22 protein-coding genes are annotated in these 17,405 nt (G+C 51.7%); 7 read left to right on the top strand and 15 right to left on the bottom strand.

Translation table 11 applies throughout. The features are described from left to right. Positions 1-52 precede the first annotated feature (52 nt). The 3 genes from mltC to mutY all read right to left on the bottom strand — a co-directional run bounded on the left by mltC (position 53) and on the right by mutY (position 2,552). On the bottom strand, positions 53-1,132 hold the full coding sequence (gene mltC / locus BGE37_RS00950) for a membrane-bound lytic murein transglycosylase MltC (RefSeq protein ID WP_000760323.1): 1,080 nt from the start codon (positions 1,130-1,132) through the stop codon (positions 53-55). A gap of 64 nt (positions 1,133-1,196) precedes the next feature. Next, positions 1,197-1,472, bottom strand: a complete 276-nt coding sequence (locus tag BGE37_RS00945) for an oxidative damage protection protein (protein ID WP_000091700.1) — start codon at positions 1,470-1,472, stop codon at positions 1,197-1,199. A 27-nt stretch (positions 1,473-1,499) separates the two neighbouring features. Continuing rightward, on the bottom strand, positions 1,500-2,552 hold the full coding sequence (gene mutY, locus BGE37_RS00940; RefSeq protein ID WP_105287668.1) for an A/G-specific adenine glycosylase: 1,053 nt from the start codon (positions 2,550-2,552) through the stop codon (positions 1,500-1,502). Positions 2,553-2,712: 160 nt separating this feature from the next. On the opposite strand from mutY, the gene trmB reads away from it, so the two are divergent. The 6 genes from trmB to BGE37_RS00915 all read left to right on the top strand — a co-directional run bounded on the left by trmB (position 2,713) and on the right by BGE37_RS00915 (position 7,006). Further along, a complete protein-coding gene (gene trmB / locus BGE37_RS00935) occupies positions 2,713-3,432 on the top strand; it encodes a tRNA (guanosine(46)-N7)-methyltransferase TrmB (protein ID WP_000786911.1) in 720 nt (239 codons plus the stop codon). Further along, the gene (locus BGE37_RS00930; RefSeq protein ID WP_001107565.1) at positions 3,432-3,758 is read left to right on the top strand and encodes a YggL family protein; all 327 of its coding nucleotides are present in this window, start codon (positions 3,432-3,434) and stop codon (positions 3,756-3,758) included. The genes trmB and BGE37_RS00930 overlap by 1 nt, the downstream gene beginning before the upstream one ends. 22 nt (positions 3,759-3,780) lie before the next feature. Further along, positions 3,781-3,921 (top strand): hypothetical protein, encoded by a 141-nt coding sequence (locus tag BGE37_RS25300; RefSeq protein ID WP_157944748.1) that lies wholly within the window; start codon positions 3,781-3,783, stop codon positions 3,919-3,921. A gap of 20 nt (positions 3,922-3,941) precedes the next feature. Beyond that, positions 3,942-4,661 (top strand): DUF2884 domain-containing protein, encoded by a 720-nt coding sequence (locus tag BGE37_RS00925; protein WP_000984793.1) that lies wholly within the window; start codon positions 3,942-3,944, stop codon positions 4,659-4,661. A gap of 175 nt (positions 4,662-4,836) precedes the next feature. Then, complete coding sequence (gene ansB / locus BGE37_RS00920) at positions 4,837-5,883, top strand: L-asparaginase 2 (RefSeq protein WP_000394126.1); 1,047 nt, start codon at positions 4,837-4,839, stop codon at positions 5,881-5,883. 115 nt (positions 5,884-5,998) lie between these two features. Beyond that, positions 5,999-7,006: a DUF1202 family protein gene (locus tag BGE37_RS00915; RefSeq protein WP_000745202.1), complete on the top strand. Its 1,008-nt coding sequence runs from the start codon at positions 5,999-6,001 to the stop codon at positions 7,004-7,006. A 64-nt stretch (positions 7,007-7,070) separates the two neighbouring features. Here BGE37_RS00915 and hemW read toward each other — a convergent pair whose 3' ends face one another. From hemW to yggS, 5 genes are read right to left on the bottom strand one after another with little or no spacing between them, the layout of a single operon-like run. Beyond that, positions 7,071-8,207: a radical SAM family heme chaperone HemW gene (gene hemW / locus BGE37_RS00910; RefSeq protein WP_039021550.1), complete on the bottom strand. Its 1,137-nt coding sequence runs from the start codon at positions 8,205-8,207 to the stop codon at positions 7,071-7,073. Continuing rightward, the gene (locus BGE37_RS00905; RefSeq protein WP_001174749.1) at positions 8,200-8,793 is read right to left on the bottom strand and encodes an XTP/dITP diphosphatase; all 594 of its coding nucleotides are present in this window, start codon (positions 8,791-8,793) and stop codon (positions 8,200-8,202) included. The genes hemW and BGE37_RS00905 overlap by 8 nt, the downstream gene beginning before the upstream one ends. Positions 8,794-8,800: 7 nt before the next feature. Further along, positions 8,801-9,091, bottom strand: a complete 291-nt coding sequence (yggU, locus tag BGE37_RS00900; RefSeq protein ID WP_001277222.1) for a DUF167 family protein YggU — start codon at positions 9,089-9,091, stop codon at positions 8,801-8,803. After that, positions 9,088-9,654 (bottom strand): osmotic shock tolerance protein YggT, encoded by a 567-nt coding sequence (yggT, locus tag BGE37_RS00895; RefSeq protein WP_105287667.1) that lies wholly within the window; start codon positions 9,652-9,654, stop codon positions 9,088-9,090. The genes yggU and yggT overlap by 4 nt, the downstream gene beginning before the upstream one ends. A 17-nt stretch (positions 9,655-9,671) precedes the next feature. Next, positions 9,672-10,376, bottom strand: coding sequence for a pyridoxal phosphate homeostasis protein (gene yggS, locus BGE37_RS00890; protein ID WP_000997795.1), 705 nt, complete (start codon positions 10,374-10,376; stop codon positions 9,672-9,674). 17 nt (positions 10,377-10,393) lie between these two features. Between yggS and BGE37_RS00885 the strand changes: the two genes are divergently transcribed. Continuing rightward, positions 10,394-11,374, top strand: coding sequence for a PilT/PilU family type 4a pilus ATPase (locus BGE37_RS00885; protein ID WP_105271642.1), 981 nt, complete (start codon positions 10,394-10,396; stop codon positions 11,372-11,374). Positions 11,375-11,547: 173 nt separating this feature from the next. On the opposite strand, the gene ruvX is transcribed toward BGE37_RS00885, so the two are convergent. The 7 genes from ruvX to galP form a co-directional block, all read right to left on the bottom strand. Then, a complete protein-coding gene (ruvX, locus tag BGE37_RS00880) occupies positions 11,548-11,964 on the bottom strand; it encodes a Holliday junction resolvase RuvX (RefSeq protein WP_000017111.1) in 417 nt (138 codons plus the stop codon). Further along, positions 11,964-12,527 (bottom strand): YqgE/AlgH family protein, encoded by a 564-nt coding sequence (locus BGE37_RS00875; RefSeq protein WP_105287666.1) that lies wholly within the window; start codon positions 12,525-12,527, stop codon positions 11,964-11,966. Before BGE37_RS00875 ends, ruvX begins: the two co-directional genes overlap by 1 nt. Before the next feature lie 108 nt (positions 12,528-12,635). Further along, entirely contained in the window at positions 12,636-13,586 is a 951-nt protein-coding gene (gene gshB / locus BGE37_RS00870) for a glutathione synthase (RefSeq protein ID WP_000593273.1), read from the bottom strand. A 12-nt stretch (positions 13,587-13,598) separates the two neighbouring features. Next, entirely contained in the window at positions 13,599-14,330 is a 732-nt protein-coding gene (rsmE, locus tag BGE37_RS00865; RefSeq protein ID WP_001300912.1) for a 16S rRNA (uracil(1498)-N(3))-methyltransferase, read from the bottom strand. A gap of 79 nt (positions 14,331-14,409) precedes the next feature. Then, positions 14,410-15,117, bottom strand: coding sequence for a deoxyribonuclease I (gene endA / locus BGE37_RS00860; protein ID WP_000286513.1), 708 nt, complete (start codon positions 15,115-15,117; stop codon positions 14,410-14,412). 94 nt (positions 15,118-15,211) lie between these two features. Then, positions 15,212-15,709: a SprT family zinc-dependent metalloprotease gene (locus BGE37_RS00855; protein ID WP_001316615.1), complete on the bottom strand. Its 498-nt coding sequence runs from the start codon at positions 15,707-15,709 to the stop codon at positions 15,212-15,214. Positions 15,710-15,785: 76 nt separating this feature from the next. Next, complete coding sequence (gene galP, locus BGE37_RS00850; RefSeq protein ID WP_001112301.1) at positions 15,786-17,180, bottom strand: galactose/proton symporter; 1,395 nt, start codon at positions 17,178-17,180, stop codon at positions 15,786-15,788. Positions 17,181-17,405: the final 225 nt, after the last annotated feature.

Below are 17,405 nucleotides of genomic sequence, written 5' to 3'. Positions count from 1 at the left end.
TGATGTGGATAACATTTTTGCCCCTGAGCATCGTCAGGGGCGGTTAGTGGAATTATCGGCGGCGGTAGGATTTTTGCGCGGTGTTCACTTTATAAAGATAACGGCGAGATTCCGCAGAGGGATGGCGGGTCGTCAGAGTCTGATAAACATCGCCCGGTGTCATGGTGTTAATAATATTGGCAGCCTGAATCTTGTCATTCGAAAAGACTCGCAGCACGCTGCCTGCGCCGCCGTTATAGGCGGTGATGACGGCGTAACGCCGCGATGTCGGGTTATCAATTCCGCCAAGATAAACATTATTCAGCATCGCCAGATACGCGGTGCCGGTATCAATATTGCTGGCAGGATCAAACAAGAAACTGCGGCTCGGCGTGCCGGATTTCCCCTGCGAGCGGAACACATCTTTCCCGGCAGTATGTTGTACCACCTGCATTAATCCCAGCGCGTCGGAACGGCTAACCGCATACGGGTTAAAGGAAGATTCGGTCTGCATAATTGCGAGAATCAGCGACTCATCAACGCCATATTTCCGTGATGCCTGGCGGACCATACCGAGATATTTGTGCGCACGTTTATCAAGGTGGTTCGGCACCATGTTAATGGTGACGCTGTAGATGATACGCAGCCCGTTGCTGCGGCTCTTCAGACGGTTTTTCAGCAGATAATCCGCGAAGTTGCTCGCGCGACCTTCCCAGCGAATCGGCTGCCCGGTGTTGTCCACCACCTGACCGTAAAGGAAAGGTTCTTTCGAAATCGTAATATCATCAACGTCGGAATAGAGATCGACCGAACTTGGATCGTCACCCATCAGCAACGTTTTGATTATTGCCCGGCGCAAGTGTGCGGCAGGTTCTGTCCCGGCGATGGTTTCGATAGTGATCGTACCGTCATCGAAGTTGATGTGGCTGCGGGTCTGATATTGATCGGTGTATTTCACATAGTCCTTAGGACCGGCGATCACCACCTCTTTGAATCCCCAGATGTTCTCAATATTGTGGGCAAATTGCCCCATCAGAATATCAAAACCGTTGGTATCTTTGACCCAGGCTTCGTTATAGGTATCGCCTTTTTTGGTCGTCGAACAGGAGATGAGCAACGGCGCAATCAAAGCCAGCGCGAGATATTTTTTCATCATTCCGGGTGCGTGTTGTGTTTGTTTTTATGCAAGTTGCCGGAGACGTGCTCCGGCACTGTTTTTATTTTTTATCTTCCGGCGTATAGCCCTCGATATGTACCTCTTTACCCTCGAACAGGAAGTTGACCATCTCCTGCTCCAGCAGCTTGCGGTGCTCAGCATTCATCATGTTGAGTTTCTTTTCATTAATCAGCATGGTTTGTTTGTGCTGCCACTGCGCCCAGGCTTCTTTGGAGATCTCGTTATAAATGCGTTTTCCCAGTTCGCCGGGGTACAGCTGAAAATCCTGACCTTCTGCTTCACGTTGCAGGAAAGTACAAAAAATCGTTCTGCTCATAAATCATCCTCTTTATCGACTCACGCGCTAAACCGGCGCGCCAGTGCGTAACTGCTGTAACAAACGCTCCACGGGAGCCGCCAGGCCAACTGACGGCGGTTGCGCTAAGTTATACCAGAGCGCATTGCCTTCATCCATGCAGCCGGTGAATGACGACACGGGAAGCCACATAGGCACAATATCTAAGTGGAAATGGCTGAAGGTATGCCGAAACGCGGTCAGTTGCGTCAGGTTATCGGCAGAAATCTGCCGTTGCGCCAGCCACTGCCGCAAACTTTCTTCATCGGCAAACTGCGGGAAACAGTATAAACCGCCCCACAATCCGCTCGGCGGACGCTGCGCCAGCAATACTTCATCTTCGTGCTGTAACAGCAAAAAGTAGCCGGTGCGCTCCGGTAGCGTCTGTTTCGGTTTTTTGCCCGGATAAAGCGACCAGCTATTGTTGGCGGCGGCAATACATCCGTTTTGTAGCGGACAGAGCGAACATTTCGGCTTAGAGCGCGTACAAATCATCGCGCCCAAATCCATCATCGCCTGGTTAAACCGTTCCACGCCAACCGCGGGCGTCACCTGCTCGCTCAAACTCCATAGTTTATTCTCGACCTCTTTTTTCCCAGGCCAGCCGCTTACAGCATAGCAGCGCGCCAGCACGCGTTTGACGTTACCGTCGAGAATCGGAAAGTGCTTACCCAGAGAAAGCGAGAGAATCGCGCCTGCGGTGGAACGCCCGACGCCCGGTAACGCGGCAACCTCATCAAAGGTTTCCGGGAATTTACCGCCGTGTAAGGTGGCAACTTGCTGTGCCGCTTTATGTAGATTGCGCGCGCGGGCGTAATAGCCCAGTCCGGTCCACAAGTGGAGAACTTCGTCCAGCGGCGCATTGGCGAGATCGGTCACCGTCGGGAAGCGCGCCATAAAGCGTTCAAAATAGGGGATAACGGTCGCAACCTGAGTTTGTTGCAACATCACTTCTGAGAGCCATACTTTGTAGGGCGTCTTGTCAATTTGCCAGGGCAGAGTTTTTCGCCCGTATTTATCGTACCAGTCCAGAACCTGAGCTGAAAATTGCGACGCTTGCATGGTCACCGAATTAACTGTTGTTGGGGGCAAGATTGCAGCACAGCGACGGCAGGGTGTAAACCGGAACTTTCCGCAGCCACGGCCTTATCATGCTTGCATCCGGCAACTAACTTTGGATAATGCCCGTTTTCAGAACACTTTCACAAGCGACTAAATCTTTATGAAAAACGACGTCATCTCACCGGAATTTGATGAAAACGGCCGCCCACTGCGCCGTATCCGTAGTTTTGTGCGCCGCCAGGGGCGACTGACCAAAGGCCAGGAACATGCGCTGGAAAACTACTGGCCGGTGATGGGCGTTGAGTTCAGCGAAGATATGCTGGATTTCCCTGCGCTTTTTGGCCGTGAAGCGCCAGTGACGCTTGAGATTGGTTTCGGCATGGGGGCGTCGCTGGTGGCAATGGCTAAAGATCGCCCTGAGCAGGACTTCCTCGGCATTGAAGTGCATTCACCAGGCGTTGGTGCGTGCCTGGCTTCTGCGCATGAAGAGGGCTTAAGCAACCTGCGCGTGATGTGTCACGATGCGGTTGAAGTGCTACACAAAATGATTCCTGACAATTCATTGCGCATGGTACAGCTCTTTTTCCCTGACCCGTGGCACAAAGCGCGCCATAATAAACGCCGTATCGTTCAGGTGCCGTTTGCCGAACTGGTAAAAAGCAAACTGCAACTGGGGGGCGTATTCCATATGGCGACCGACTGGGAACCTTATGCGGAACATATGCTTGAAGTGATGTCTTCGATTGACGGTTATAAAAACCTGTCAGAGAGCAATGATTACGTACCGCGTCCGGCATCACGTCCGGTGACGAAATTTGAACAACGTGGTCATCGTCTTGGTCACGGAGTATGGGACTTAATGTTCGAGAGGGTGAAATAATGGCAAAGAACCGTAGCCGTCGTCTGCGTAAAAAAATGCACATCGACGAATTCCAGGAATTAGGATTTTCGGTGGCATGGCGATTCCCGGAAGGTACATCGGAAGAACAGATTGATAAAACCGTTGATGACTTTATTAACGAGGTTATCGAACCGAACAAACTGGCCTTTGACGGCAGCGGATATCTGGCCTGGGAAGGTCTGATCTGCATGCAGGAAATCGGCAAATGCACCGAAGAACATCAGGCGATTGTGCGTAAGTGGCTGGAAGAACGCAAACTGGAAGAGGTACGCACCAGCGAACTTTTCGACGTTTGGTGGGACTAAGAAAGCATACGGGCGATGACAAATGCAAAACCGCCTGATGCGCTACGCTTATCTGGCCTGGAAAGATGCACAATCGAGTAGGCCGGATAAGGCGTTTACGCCGCATCCGGCATGGATGACATGTACTTTGTTATCAATCTGGGGCCAGCAAATGCTGGCCTGATTTGTTCTTGAGGGAAGACTATGATGCGCAAAATGCTGCTGGCGGCAGCACTTTCAGTGACGGCAATGACCGCTCACGCCGACTACCAGTGCAGCGTCACGCCGCGTGATGATGTGATTGTCAGCCCGCAAACCGTGCAGGTGAAGGGCGAAAACGGCAATCTGGTGATCACGCCAGACGGCAACGTGATGTATAACGGTAAGCAATATTCCCTGAACGCCGCCCAGCGCGAGCAGGCGAAGGATTATCAGGCTGAACTGCGTAGCACGCTGCCGTGGATTGATGAAGGCGCGAAAAGCCGCGTCGAGAAAGCCCGTATCGCGCTGGATAAAATCATCGTTCAGGAGATGGGCGAAAACAGCAAAATGCGCAGCCGTCTGACCAAACTTGATGCGCAACTGAAAGAGCAGATGAACCGCATTATCGAAACGCGCAGCGATGGCCTGACGTTCCACTATAAAGCCATTGATCAGGTTCGCGCCGAAGGCCAGCAATTAGTGAATCAGGCAATGGGCGGAATTTTACAGGACAGCATTAATGAAATGGGCGCGAAAGCGGTGCTGAAAAGCGGCGGTAACCCATTACAGAACGTGCTGGGAAGCCTGGGGGGGCTGCAATCCTCAATCCAAACCGAATGGAAAAAGCAGGAAAAAGATTTCCAACAGTTTGGCAAAGATGTTTGTAGCCGCGTTGTGACTCTGGAAGATAGTCGCAAAGCCCTGGTCGGGAATTTAAAATAATCCTCTATTTTAAGACGGCATAATACTTTTTTATGCCGTTTAATTCTTCGTTTTGTTACCTGCCTCTAACTTTGTAGATCTCCAAAATATATTCACGTTGTAAATTGTTTAACGTCAAATTTCCCATACAAAGCTAAGGGATAATGCGTAGCGTTCACGTAACTGGAGGAATGAAATGGAGTTTTTCAAAAAGACGGCACTTGCCGCACTGGTTATGGGTTTTAGTGGTGCAGCATTGGCATTACCCAATATCACCATTTTAGCAACCGGCGGGACCATTGCCGGTGGTGGTGACTCCGCAACCAAATCTAACTACACAGCGGGTAAAGTTGGCGTAGAAAATCTGGTTAATGCGGTGCCGCAACTGAAGGACATTGCGAACGTTAAAGGCGAGCAGGTAGTGAATATCGGCTCCCAGGACATGAACGATAATGTCTGGCTGACACTGGCGAAAAAAATTAACACCGACTGCGATAAAACCGACGGCTTCGTCATTACTCACGGTACCGACACGATGGAAGAAACCGCTTACTTCCTCGACCTGACGGTGAAATGCGACAAACCGGTGGTGATGGTCGGCGCAATGCGCCCGTCCACGTCCATGAGCGCAGACGGTCCATTCAACCTGTATAACGCGGTAGTGACCGCAGCTGATAAAGCCTCCGCTAATCGTGGCGTGCTGGTGGTGATGAACGACACCGTACTGGACGGTCGCGATGTCACCAAAACCAACACCACCGACGTAGCGACTTTCAAGTCTGTTAACTACGGTCCTCTGGGTTACATTCACAACGGTAAGATTGACTACCAACGTACCCCGGCACGTAAGCATACCAGCGACACGCCGTTCGATGTCTCTAAGCTGAATGAACTGCCGAAAGTCGGCATCGTTTATAACTACGCTAACGCATCCGATCTTCCGGCTAAAGCACTGGTAGATGCGGGCTATGATGGCATCGTCAGCGCTGGTGTGGGTAACGGTAACCTGTATAAATCCGTGTTCGACACTCTGGCGACCGCCGCGAAAAACGGCACTGCAGTAGTGCGTTCTTCCCGCGTACCGACGGGCGCTACCACTCAGGATGCCGAAGTGGATGATGCGAAATATGGCTTCGTGGCCTCTGGCACGCTGAACCCGCAAAAAGCGCGCGTTCTGCTGCAACTGGCTCTGACGCAAACCAAAGATCCGCAGCAGATCCAGCAGCTCTTCAATCAGTACTAATCACCTCGCCCCGGTATCGTGCCGGGGCTTTTCACTTCAGACTCACGTCCATTGCCAATTTTTATCACCCTAATGATAATCACCGGAATAAATTATTCCGCGCGAGGGTTTTCGGGTGAAAAAGCAATGGATTGTAGGCACGGCGCTGCTTATGTTGATGACTGGTAATGCCTGGGCAGATGGCGAACCGCCAACTGAAAATATCTTAAAAGATCAATTCAAAAAGCAGTATCACGGCATTCTCAAGCTTGATGCCATCAGCTTAAAAAATCTTGATGCTAAGGGTAATCAGGCCACCTGGTCAGCGGAAGGCGATGTCTCTTCCAGTGACGATCTCTATACCTGGGTCGGTCAGTTGGCAGATTACGAACTGCTCGAACAGACCTGGACGAAAGATAAACCGGTAAAATTCTCGGCGATGTTAACCAGTAAAGGAACGCCCGCGTCTGGCTGGTCGGTGAACTTTTACTCTTTTCAGGCGGCAGCCAGCGATCGTGGGCGGGTGGTCGACGATATCAAAACGAATAATAAATATCTGATCGTGAATAGCGAAGATTTCAATTATCGCTTTAGTCAGCTTGAATCAGCGTTGAATACCCAGAAGAACTCGATTCCTGCGCTGGAAAAGGAAGTGAAAGCGCTTGATAAGCAAATGGTGGCGGCGCAGAAAGCAGCGGATGCATATTGGGGAAAAGATGCAAACGGTAAGCAAATGACCCGCGAAGACGCCTTTAAAAAAATTCACCAACAGCGTGATGAGTTTAATAAACAGAACGATAGCGAGGCGTTCGCGGTTAAATATGACAAAGAGGTTTATCAACCGGCGATTGCGGCATGTCATAAACAGAGTGCAGAGTGTTATGAAGTGCCGATTCAGCAGAAGCGAGATTTCGATATCAACGAACAACGGCGACAGACTTTTCTGCAATCACAAAAACTTAGTCGTAAATTGCAGGATGACTGGATAACGCTCGAAAAAGGGCAATATCCGTTAACGATGAAAGTTTCAGAAATAAACAGTAAAAAAGTCGCGATTTTGATGAAAATTGATGATATCAACCAGGCTAATGAACGCTGGAAAAAAGATACCGAACAATTGCGGCGCAATGGGGTGATTAAGTAATTTTTGCGATGACGCAAGAGTTGTAGCCGGATGTTGCGTACACGCCGCATCCGGCAATACAAATTTACTCAGCCAGAAAAAGCTCCAGCAGCGAATTTAAAAACAACTTCCCATGTTCCGTTATCTGCCAGTAATCCGCACATTCTGTGAGATAACCCTGAGCAATAGCCTCGTCTAACTGAGGGCGAATAACCTCTTCTGAAAGGCCAGTATACTGGCTAAACTCCACGCGCGGCGCGGCTTCCAGCAGACGGAAGCGATTCATAAAGAACTCAAACGGCTTATCTGCGGCTTCGACATCACGCTGGCTTTCCAGATACCGCCCCTGCATAAAACCACGCGGATGACGCGTTTTGGTGGTACGCAGAATGCGCCCATCCGGGAAGGTGACTTTGCCGTGCGCGCCGCAGCCAATACCGATGTAGTCACCAAATCGCCAGTAGTTGAGATTGTGCTGGCACTGATAACCTGGTTTGGCGTAAGCGGATGTTTCATATTGCTGATAACCCGCAGCCGTTAATAACTGATGCCCTTGCTCGAAGATATCCCACAATGCATCGTCGTCCGGCAGTACAGGAGGGCGTGAGCCAAACAACGTATTAGGTTCGATGGTCAGTTGATACCAGGAAAGGTGCGGCGGATTCAGTTCAATGGCCTGGCGTAGATCGCCAAGCGCCTCTTCCAGTGATTGATCAGGCAACCCATGCATCAAATCGAGGTTAAAACTACGCAGCCCCAGCCCGCTTGCCAGATTTGCCGCCCGTTTCGCTTCTTGCGGGCCATGAATACGTCCAAGTCGTTTTAGCTTTTCTTCGCTAAAACTCTGCACACCAATAGAGATGCGGTTTACACCAGCACGCTGATAATCAACAAAGCGATCGGCTTCTACCGTGCCTGGGTTCGCTTCCATGGTGATTTCTGCATCCGCTGCCAGCGGCAAACGCGCACGCACGCCGTCCAGCAGCGTTTGCATCGCCGGGCCAGAAAGCAGGCTCGGCGTACCGCCGCCAATAAAGATTGTCTGCACTTCACGGCCCTGAGCGTAAGCCACATCGTTGTCCAGATCGTTAAGCAGATGCTGAACATAATCGTCGTGCGGCACTTCTCCTTTCAACGCGTGAGAGTTGAAATCGCAGTACGGGCATTTCTGCACGCACCACGGGATGTGAATGTAGAGACTCAGCGGCGGTAATTTAACCATTTCGTAAAGCGTCCAACAGCAGTTTCAATGCCTGACCACGGTGGGAAATGGCGCTCTTTTCTTCGCGGGTCAGTTCGGCAGCGGTTTTACCTTCGGAAGGCACGAAGAAGATTGGATCATAACCAAAGCCGCCAGTACCCGCCGGTTCACGAGTAATCACGCCAGACCAGCTACCGTGGCACACCAGCGGAGTCGGATCTTCCGCGTGGCGCAGATATACCAGCACGCAGTGGAAACGCGCTTGACGTTGGTCGTCCGGTACGTCTTTCAGAGTTTCCAGCAGTTTTTGCAGATTCTTTTGATCGGTCGCGTCTTCACCGGAATAACGTGCGGAGTAAATCCCAGGCGCGCCGCCAAGCACATCTACCGCCAGACCAGAGTCGTCGGCAATTGCTGGTAAACCGGTCACTTTTGCCGCGTGTCGTGCTTTCAGAATCGCGTTTTCGATAAAGGTCAGGCCGGTTTCTTCGGCAGAATCTACGCCGAGGTCTGTTTGGGCCACGATATCAAGACCGAAGTCGCTAAGCAGCGACGCCAGCTCACGAACTTTACCGGCATTGCCGGTTGCGAGGACAACTTTTTGCATAGGATACCTAATTAATTAACGCCGCGATTTCTGGCGGGATTTGTTGCGGATTAATGATTTTAATTTGTTTGTGGCGGCCAAGTTCGCCTTTCTCAATTACCACCTGGCTTTTGGCTACCCGGAATTGCTTGCCGAGAAACTTCACCAGATGGCTGTTGGCCTGGCCGTCAACCGGCGGCGCGGTAATGGCGACTTTTACTTCGTCGCCATGTAAACCGACAATAGAATCACGGCTGGCTTTCGGCTGAATATAAAGCCGTAAAACCAGACCGTCATCGTTAACTGTTACGGCACTCATAACGCCATCCACAGCCCCGGTAGCAGCATGTCTCCGGTCGCCTGCAGTACTTCTGCGACACCCATATTAATGACATACAGCAGCAGAACGAGGATCATCGGCGAGAAATCAATCCCACCCATTGCTGGCAGCAGGCGGCGAATCGGGCGCAGCAGTGGATCGGCCAGCTGGATCAGGACGTATTCAATCGGGCTACGACCCTGGCTTACCCAGCTCATAATCGCCATCACCAGCAGGACCCAGAAAATCAACAGGCCGATGGTTTTCAGCAAAATCAGTAAACCAGCAATCCAGATGATCGGCAGGAAAGTCACGACTTTAAACAGCACGATGGCTTTGATAAAACTGAGAATATAGGCAACCAGCAGCGAGGCGCTGTCAATCGGTCCCATTGCCGGAATAACGCGGCGCAGTGGTCCGATAATCGGCTGCGTCACCTTCACCACAAACTGTGAGAAGGGGTTGTAAAAATCACAATGAGCCCACTGCATCCAGATGCGTAATAACAGCACCATGGTATACAGCTCAATGACCGTTGAAAGCAGGAAAGTCAACGTATTCATGGCGTTCCTTTAATTCCTTATTTTTTAGAGTAATCACGCGCACCAAAAATTGCAGTGCCGATACGAACCATCGTGCTACCTGCCGCAATGGCGGCTTCCATATCGTCCGACATTCCCAGAGAGAGCGTGTCGATATGCGGGTAGCGCGTTTTCAGTCCGGCAAATGCTACAGCCATTTGGCGTGCAACTTCAAACTGCCTTACATATTCTGACTCAGGCGCAGGGATCGCCATCAGCCCGCGCAGACGTAAACGCGGTAGTTCAGCGACCGCAGCTGCCAGCTCGTCCAGTTCAGCCAGTTGAATCCCGGACTTACTGTTTTCATCACTAATATTAATTTGAATCAGTACGTTAAGAGGGGGAAGTTCTGCCGGGCGCTGGTCGTTCAGACGGGTAGCGATGCGCAAACGGTCGATGGTATGACACCAGTCGAAATGCTCTGCCACCAGGCGGCTTTTATTAGACTGCAACGGGCCAATAAAATGCCATTCTAATCCTGTGACGCCCAGTTCCTGAAAGTGGCGAATTTTATCTACCCCTTCCTGAACATAGTTTTCACCAAATTGACGCTGCCCGGCATCAATGGCTTCTGCGATGGCGCTCGCAGGTTTTGTTTTACTGACTGCAAGCAGCGTAATTTCTTCTGGAGAACGACCGCAACGCGTTGCAGCCGCTGAGATTTTGTCCCGGACCTGTGCCAGGTTATGCGCAATATCGTTCATTTTCCGAGGATCTTAGTATGAATATGGAAGAAATTGTGGCCCTTAGTGTAAAGCATAACGTCTCGGATCTACACCTGTGCAGCGCCTGGCCCGCACGATGGCGTATTCGCGGAAGAATGGAAGCTGCGCCGTTTGATGCGCCGGACGTGGAAGAGCTATTGCGGGAGTGGCTGGATGACGATCAGCGGGCAATATTGCTGGAGAATGGTCAGCTGGATTTTGCTGTGTCGCTGGCGGAAAACCAGAGATTGCGCGGCAGTGCGTTCGCACAACGGCAAGGCATTTCTCTGGCATTACGGCTGTTGCCTTCGCACTGCCCGCAGCTCGAACAGCTTGGCGCACCACCGGTATTGCCGGAATTACTCAAGAGCCAGAATGGCCTGATTCTGGTGACGGGGGCGACGGGGAGTGGCAAATCTACCACGCTGGCGGCGATGGTTGGCTATCTCAATCAACATGCCGATGCGCATATTCTGACGCTGGAAGATCCTGTGGAATATCTCTATGCCAGCCAGCGATGTTTGATCCAGCAGCGGGAGATTGGTTTGCACTGTATGACGTTCGCATCGGGGTTGCGGGCTGCATTGCGGGAAGATCCCGATGTGATATTGCTCGGAGAGCTGCGTGACAGCGAGACAATCCGTCTGGCGCTGACGGCGGCAGAAACCGGGCATCTGGTGCTGGCAACATTACATACGCGTGGTGCCGCGCAGGCAGTTGAGCGACTGGTGGATTCATTTCCGGCGCAGGAAAAAGATCCCGTGCGTAATCAACTGGCCGGGAGCTTGCGGGCAGTGTTGTCACAAAAGCTGGAAGTGGATAAACAGGAAGGAAGAGTAGCGCTGTTTGAATTGCTGGTTAACACACCCGCGGTGGGGAATTTGATTCGCGAAGGGAAAACCCACCAGTTACCGCATGTTATTCAAACTGGGCAACAAGTGGGGATGTTAACGTTTCAGCAGAGTTATCAGCAGCGGGTGAAAGAAGGGCGCTTGTGACGTTGCTGTGTCTGATACGAATTGTAAACATGCCCGATGCGCAAGCTTATCGGGCCAACAAGGGAAGCGTAACTTTGAATTCGCACTCACCGTAGGTTGGATAAGGCGTTTACGCCGCATCCAACATGAAACAACGAGCACATTGTCAGAAATCTGTGCGCTAGTAAATCGCCTTAATATCCCTGCTCGAAATAACTTTCGAGAATAATAACCGCAGAGGCAGAGTCAACTTTACCTTTGTTGAGCGCCCGATAGCCGCCCTGTTCGAACAGACCGGAGCGCGCTTCCACGGTGCTAAGCCGTTCATCATGGAGCTTAACTTCAACACCAAAACGGCCATGAATACGATTGGCGAATTTACGCGCCCGGGCAGTCAACGGTTGCTCGGTACCGTCCATATTCAGCGGCAAACCGACGATAATTTCGTCAGGTTGCCACTCTTTCAGTAAACGTTCGATAAGGTTCCAGTCCGGCGTACCGTCCTGCGCTTTAATTGCGGGCAGTGGGCGAGCGGTGCCGGTAATGCGTTGGCCGACCGCTACGCCAATGCTTTTGGTGCCGAAGTCGAAGGCGAGTAAGGTTCCACTCATCAGGCATGCCCTGCCACACCAGGCATGGTGAGAATATCCACACCAATCAGTTTTGCCGCATCGCGCCAGCGGTCGGCAATCGGTGTTTTGAACAGAATATTCAGATCTGCCGGGGCGGTTAGCCACGCGTTATCGAGAATTTCTTGTTCCAGTTGACCTTTCTCCCAGGAGGCATAGCCCAGAGCCACCAATACGTTAGACGGTTGTTTATCGGTGCCGAGCGTTTCCAGCACATCGCGGGAAGTGGTCATCACCGTGTTGTCTGAAATGCGAATGCTGGAAGCAAAATTGGAGGGCGGAGTATGCAAAATAAACCCGCGATCTTCAGCCAGTGGGCCGCCGAGCATAACCGGTTTATCCAGACGGATTGATTCATCACGCGGCTCCGGCGTGATCTTCAGCTTTTCCAGAATCCCTTCAATTTTGAGATTTTCCAGTGGCTTGTTGACGATGATACCCATTGCACCATTGGCATTATGTTCGCAAATGTAGACCACGGAACGACGGAAAATCGGATCCTGGAGAGCAGGCATGGCAATAAGAAAGTGATGCTGTAAATTCATTGTCAGAGGTTCTGTTTCCTGGTTCAAAAAAGCAACAGCGCCCAGTATGCGTGGAAAGAAGGGCGCTGTCACTCAGAGTCTCAACGAGATCCTTCTCGCTAAGGTGGGTTACTGCTGCTGTAAACGTGCTTCGATGGCATCCATTAACATTCCGGTGATCGACACCGGAAACTCTGCTTCAATCTCACGAATACAGGTTGGGCTGGTGACGTTAATTTCAGTCAGACGGTCGCCGATGATATCCAGACCAACAAAAATCAGCCCTTTTTCTTTCAGCGTCGGTCCGATCTGACGGGCGATTTTCCAGTCACTCTCCGTTAGCGGACGAGGTTCACCGCGACCACCGGCAGCCAGATTGCCACGGGTTTCGCCCCCCTGCGGAATACGCGCCAGGCAGTACGGCACCGGTTCGCCATCCACCACCAACACGCGTTTGTCGCCATCTTTAATGGCTGGCAGGTAATTTTGCGCCATGCAGTAGCGAGTTCCGTGTTCAGTCAGGGTTTCGGCAATCACGCCGAGGTTCGGATCGCCTTCTTTCACGCGAAAAATAGACGCGCCGCCCATACCGTCAAGCGGCTTAAGAATGATGTCGCTGTGTTTCTCCCAGAACGCTTTCAGCTGTGCTTTATTGCGCGTAACCAGCGTTTCTGGCGTTAAGTCAGAGAACCAGGCGGTAAACAGTTTCTCGTTACAGTCGCGCAGGCTTTGCGGCTTGTTAACGATCAGCGTCCCTTTCTCTTCGGCACGTTCCAGAATATAGGTCGCGTAGATAAACTCGGTATCAAACGGCGGGTCTTTACGCATCAGGATCACATCGAGATCGGCCAGCGGCAGATCCTGTTCACCGACGAACGAAAACCACTCTTCGTAGTTCTGCTTCACGTTCAGCGTGCGGGTATGGGCGCGGGCTTCGCCATTGATCAGATACAGATCGCCCATCTCCATATAGTGAAGTTCGTAACCACGACGCTGTGCTTCCAGCAACATAGCGAAACTGGAATCTTTCTTGATGTTGATGTTTGCGATGGGGTCCATCACGATGCCGAGCTTGATCATTATTCTTCTCCGTTAGCCCAAATCGCCAAAACGCACCTGTAGTGCGGTGATGGCGGTGAGCGCAGTTGTCTCTGTACGCAAAACGCGAGGTCCCAACAGGATATCAGTAAATTGATAGCGGGCAGTCATGGCAATTTCATCTGCCGATAAACCGCCTTCCGGGCCAATTAGCAGGCGGACGCGTTCAACCGGTAACGGCAACGTATTGATGCTGTTACTGGCGCGCGGGTGAAGATTCAGTTTCAGTCCTTCATCCTGCTCTGCACACCAGGCTTCCAGATCCATCGCTGGACGGATTTCCGGCACCCGGTTACGACCACACTGCTCACAGGCAGCAATTGCAATCTTCTGCCACTGCTGGAGCTTCTTGTTCAGACGTTCACTATCCAGTTTAACGCCGCAACGCTCAGAAAAAAGTGGCGTAATGAGGCTTACACCGAGTTCGATCGATTTCTGGATCGTAAATTCCATTTTTTCGCCACGCGACATCACCTGACCGAGGTGAATATGCAGCGGAGATTCACGATCGTCGAGTTGGCCTTCCAGCACTTTCACTTCCACGCTTTTTTTGCTGGCGCTGGTAATTTCGGCGTCAAAGACCTGGTTGCTACCGTCAAACAATTGCAACGCCTGTCCTGGCCCCATGCGCAGTACGCGCCCGATATGGTTGGCGGCATCTTCGCAAAGCGCGATGTGAGAATGGCTGGTCAGTGGTTCAGGATGATAAATGCGGGGGATACGCATAGTTAAAAATCCGCGTCGTCTCCCCACGCGGTTGTACGCGTGGGGTAGGGGTTAACAAAAAGAATCCCGCTAGTGTAGGTTAGCTCTTTCGCGCCTGGCAAGCGCGTTGCACATACGGGTTATGATTGCCCTGCACCTTCGCGATGCGTTCATCGCGCTCGCACTCCCAGTCGGTAACCGGATACATCTTGTCCCATGCGTTGAACAGCTGCGTTTGCTGGCGAGAGAGTGTCAGGTTGTATTGGTCACGCATATAGAAGTAGGTGCGCGCAATGGCACCGCGTGCACGTGCTGGTGGCTCGGCGGCTTTTTCTTTGAAATCGACCTTCATAGCGCATTGACCGTACTGGCCTTCGCCGCCATTCCACTGGCTGTACATAAAGTTGCCGCGATCGCCATTCACCTCACCGACTGACGGTTGCAGGTTATGCATATCGCTTTCCATCTTGCGATAAACCGGATCTTTGGCACAGTTTTTACGTCCACCGTCCTGCCAGCACTGGCGCTGGTGACCGAACTGCCAGGCGGGAACAACGTGTTCCCACTCTACGCGGCTGGCGCGGTTTTCATTTTTGCGCACCTGATAGCCGCACGATTGCAGATCGACAACGCCTTTTTTGCCCTGCCAGTCAATTTTACATCCGCAGTAAAACGTACCCGGCGCGTCAGCGTGGATTTTTACCGCCGCGGCTTTCGCCTGAGAAAAACTATTGATACCTTCGGCCAACGTCGGGCCGGAAAATGCTGCGCTCAGTACCACCGCAGCAATAGACAAATAACGGTACATCACTTACTCCGTGTTAAAACGAGCCAGCAACGTAGCGAAAGTTGTTTTGGTATGCAATCAGCCAGATCAGGAAAGTTCCTGATAGTTCAGGTGGTTATTTTGCAATCAGCTGTTCACCGCAATGAACACAGCGATAGACGGCCTCGCCACGAACTACGCGATTATGGCGGCGTACGGTAAGCTGATGTTCCTGGCACTTGCAGCGGTAGGGGAAGGTGTTGCGACGCACGGATTGCAGTTCGAACTGATGCGTACGACGGGCGGGAACGCCCAGCACGTTTTCCATCATCCACTTCCACTCTTTGCCATGTGGCGCTACGCGGCCGAAATGTTTCCATACCAGCAAATGTGCCAGTTCGTGCGGCACCACTTCTTCAATAAAAGCTTCACTGTTTTCCAACAGCAAAACGGGATTGAGGCGAATTTCATAGCTTTCCAGCCAGGCTGTTCCGGCAGAGGTTCCGCGCTGGGTGTAAGAGAGTTTTGGCTCCGGGTAGTTACGCCCCAGCTTCAGGTTGGCCTGGGCGAGTTTTTCCCGCAGGCGACGCATAACGGCCTGTTGGATGGCGATAGGGAGACGGGATGTTTTCATAGCGGCAGAGGATAGAGCGAAGAAAAGATGACTGCAAGAGGTGGCTTCCTCCGCGACGGGAGGAAGCCAGAGGAGATTAATCGTGAGCGCCGATTTCGCGCAGTTTACGACCTTTCATCAGATTACGTTCAATATGTTCCAGCGAAACGTGTTTGGTTTCCGGTACCAGCCACAATGTCAGCAGAATAAACAGTACGTTCAGAGCCGCATACACCCAGAAGGTGTTGGCGTTACCCAGCGTGTTGAGCATGGTCAGGAACGTTGCGCCAACGATCATGTTGGCAATCCAGTTGGTGGCGGTGGAGCAGGTGATGCCAAAATCGCGGCCTTTCAGCGGCTGAATTTCGGAGCACAGTACCCAAATCAGCGGACCGGCACTCATGGCAAAGCCGACAATAAACATCAGCAGCATGGCGATAGCGAAATACTGCGCCGACGGAGAGTGGATACCGATATGCATCATTGTACCGAGTACGCCCATGCCAGCAGCCATCACCAGGAAGCCCAGCGTTAGCGTTGGTTTACGTCCCCAGCGGTCAACAAGGCCTATTGCGATAAAGGTGGCGAGTACGTTGGTGAGACCGACGATCACTGTCCCCCACATTTGCTCGGTGGTGTTGGTATAACCCGCCAGTTCGAAGATTTTCGGCGCGTAATACATGATGACGTTCATCCCGGTGAATTGCTGCATTACCTGCAACAGTACGCCAAGGAACACCGCGCGGCGGAAGTTGCTGTTCTCTTTAAACAGCGCCCAGCCACTCTGTTTAACCTGCAAACTTTCACGGATTTCATCCAGTTCGCGTTTCGCTTCCGCACTGGTGTCGCGCAGGCGCAGCAGCACGCGCTCGGCATCAACAAAACGGCGTTTGGCAGCAAACCAACGTGGGCTGTCTGGCAGGAAGAAAACACCAATCAGCAGCAAAATTGCCGGGATGATAATCACACCCAGCATCCAGCGCCATGCACCAGTGTAGCTAAAGGCGGTATCAGAAAGATAAGCACCGAGGATCCCGATAGTGATCATCAACTGATACATCGAGATCATACTGCCGCGAATTTTTTCCGGCGCAATTTCAGAGAGATACAGTGGTGCGGTATAAGAGGCCACACCCACCGCCAGCCCCAGCAGAACGCGGGAAAGAATCAGTACTTCAACGTTTGGCGCAGCCGCAGAGAACAGTGAACCGGCAACAAACAGAATTGCGCCGATCATCAGGCTCTTTTTGCGCCCGAGTTTAAAGGAGAGCCAGCCGCTACCCACCGCACCGACTGCCGCACCGAACATCATGGAGCTTACGACCCATTCTTGCGTGTGCGAAGTAATCTGGAATTCATCAGCAATAAACGGCAGTGCGCCAGCAATTACACCGATATCCAGGCCAAAGAGTAATCCCGCCAGAGCGGCAAGGAAGCAGACGAAAAACGTCATTGCCTTGTTTGACCGCCCCTGTTTTTTAGCGTCAGGCATGATGCCCTCCAAAATGGTTATTTTTTATTGTGAATTAAGATAGGTGAGTACGACGTAAAAAGATGTGAAGCAAATCACATCAGTGTAATCGCTTACACTAACATTTATCTTAGTTATGATTTAAGTGCATGAAAATAATTGAGTTATATCATCATAGATTAAACGCAGTTATCTGCAATTAAGACTTTACTGAAAAGAAATGTAACAGCTGTGAAAACTGAATAA

Source organism: Escherichia sp. MOD1-EC6300 (assembly GCF_002965045.1).
Lineage (GTDB): Bacteria > Pseudomonadota > Gammaproteobacteria > Enterobacterales > Enterobacteriaceae > Escherichia > Escherichia coli_F.
This window is presented reverse-complemented; position numbering and strand designations above follow the sequence as displayed.